The following is a 2,514-nucleotide window of genomic DNA, read 5'->3' as shown; positions in this document are numbered from 1 at the left end:
GCTCCGGATCCTACTCGGGCGGTAGTTAGTGGGGGCGCCGTCCGTCGTGCCGCCGTCCGTTCAGAGCAGCCGCCACAGATGGTCGTCTGTGCCGTTGTCGTCGAACTGCACGACCTGGGCGCTGTTCTGGGTCGACATGCCGTCGACGCCGAGGACCTTGCCGCTGTGCCGGTTTCGCAGCAGGGACCAGCCGTCGCCCCGGTCCACCAGCGTCCACAGGTGGTCGTCGGTGCCGTTGTCCTCGTACTGCACGACCTGGGCGCTGTTCTGGGTCGACATGCCGTCGACGCCCAGCACCTTGCCGCTCTGGCCGTTGCGCACCAGGAACCAGCCCTCGCCCTTGTCGATCAACTGCCAGGCGTGGTCCCCGGTGCCGTTGTCGTCGAACTGCACCACCCGCGCGCTGTTCCCCGTGGACATCCCGTCGACCCCGAGCACCTTCCCGCTGTGCTTGTTGAGGATGCGCCGGTACGACGGCTCCGGCACCCACGCACGGCCGTCCGGGGAGGCGGTCGGGAACGAGGCGATCCGCAGCCGGGCCGCGCCCATCGGGACGAGCGTGACCTGCTCCACGGCTCCCGTGGCCCGGGCCGGGCTCTGCTGCAGCGGCGCGACCACGTGCTCGTCGTCGGCGACCCACTCGGGCACCCGGCGGGCCTCGGCGGTGAGCGTCAGCGGAGTGCTCCCGAGCGTGAACGGGTTGGCCGCGAGCGGCCCGGAGGCGCGGTGCAGTACCGGTGAAGTGCCGGGCACGAGGCCGTAGTTCCAGGGTGTCGTCGCGTGCACCGCGTACTCGGGGAAGGTGTCGTCGCCCGCGTACCGGTCGCACCGCTCCCCGATCCTCAGCGCGTAGGTCAGCGGGCCGTGCGCCACGCTCACCGCGTCGCGGTTGGCGGACCAGGTACGGACCGTGGTGCGCTGCGGCAGGGTCAGCGTGACGCGGTCGCCGTTGCGCCAGGTGCGCGCGACCCGCACGAACGCGGGCCCGGCCGGGGCGGCGACCGCCGCGCCGTTGATCCGCAGCACAGGTGCCGCGCACCAGCCCGGTACCCGCAGCAGCAGCGGGAACGCGACGGCCCGCGGGGTGGACAGGGTCAGGGTGACGGTCTCGTCGAACGGGTAGTCCGTGTCCTCGGTGACGGTGACCGCCGTGCCCGCGACGGTCGCCGTGACGCTGCTGGGCGCGTACATCACGGCGGCCAGCCCGCCGTCCGGGGTCGCCAGCCACAACTCCTCGCTGAAGTAGGGCCAGCCCATGCCGTAGTTGTGCGGACAGCAGCGGTACTGGTCGACGCCCGGCTGGTACGACTGCATCGCGAAGCCGTTCTGGAACTGGCCCTCGGTCTTGCGGACGTCGTCCAGGTCCACGCAGTTGGCGCTCGTGATGTAGTGCACCCCCTTGCCGTCGGGGTCGAGGGCGGCGGGCAGCAGGTTGAACGCCAGCTCCTCGCAGCGGTCCGCCCACACGGGGTCGCCGGTGATCCGCGTCAGCAGCTCGTGGCTGGCCATGAACTCGACGATGCCGCAGGTCTCGAAGCCCTGCCGTGGGTCGCCGAAGCCCGGCCTGATGTTCTCGTCGCCCGCGAACCCGCCGCCGGGGAACTGGCCGTAGCCGCCCAGGACTTGTTCGTACGTGCGGTACGCGGCCCGGGTCTGGTCGGCGGAGCCGGAGCGCTGGGCGTACTGGGCGGGCTCCCGGAAGCCCTGGGCGATGTTGACGTTGTGCGCGCTGGGCAGGGGACCGGTCCAGTCGGCGCCCCAGGCGTGCATCTTGTCGACGAGATCGAGGAGATAGGCCTCACCGGTACGGCGGTACAGCCACAGCGCGATGTCCATCCCGTCACCCCAGCGCAGCGACACCCAGCTGGAGTCGAACGCGCCGGAGCCCTGGGCGTTCATGAAGCGCAGGAACCGGCCGACGAAGGGCACGATCCGGGTGTCGTGCGTGTACTCCTCGTAGGTGCGCAGTGCCTGGAGCAGGGGCAGGAAGGGCCAGAAGTCGGGGCCGCCGTTCAGCGCGGTGCGCAGGGCGCGCGGGCCGAAGAACCCGTCGCTCTGCTGGGTGGCGAGGACCGCGTCGATCCAGCGGCGGGCCGTGGCGAGGGCGGCGGAGTCGCGGGTGGCGATGGCGAGGGGGACGTATCCGCGCAGCCAGTAGGGGAGTTCCTCCCAGCCGTCGCGGTCGGGGTGGGCCCAGCCGCTGGTCGACAGGTCCAGGAAATGTGAGCGTTCGGCGTAGCGGCCGCACAGTCCGGCCAGTTGCAGCCGCAGTTGGCCGGCGAGCCAGCCGCGGGCGGTGATGCTGCCGGGCGCCAGCCGGGTGAAGGCGTCGGGGACGAGACCGGCCGCCGCGGCAGCGGGCGGCGCGGGGAGCAGGGTGCCGACGGCCAGGGCGCCGACGGCGAGGCCTCCGGTCTGCAGTAAGTGTCGCCGGGCGATGGCCATGCGGCTTCTCCAGTCGGGAGTGGGGGGTGGGAGAGCGAGGGAGCGGGGGAGCCGGAAGGTGGCACGGTC

1 protein-coding gene is annotated in these 2,514 nt (G+C 72.2%); it reads right to left on the bottom strand.

The features are described from left to right. Window positions 1-60: 60 nt before the first annotated feature. Window positions 61-2,445 carry a beta-L-arabinofuranosidase domain-containing protein gene (locus tag ABT085_RS45625; protein ID WP_351622964.1) on the bottom strand — a complete coding sequence of 795 codons (2,385 nt, stop codon included), beginning with the start codon at window positions 2,443-2,445 and terminating at the stop codon, window positions 61-63. Window positions 2,446-2,514 lie beyond the last annotated feature (69 nt).

Origin of the sequence: Streptomyces sp. NPDC002265, from assembly GCF_040296125.1 — a bacterium.
In the GTDB taxonomy this organism is placed as follows: Bacteria; Actinomycetota; Actinomycetes; order Streptomycetales; family Streptomycetaceae; genus Streptomyces.
Note: the sequence above shows the minus strand (reverse complement) of the source record. Positions and strands in the feature narration are given on the sequence as shown.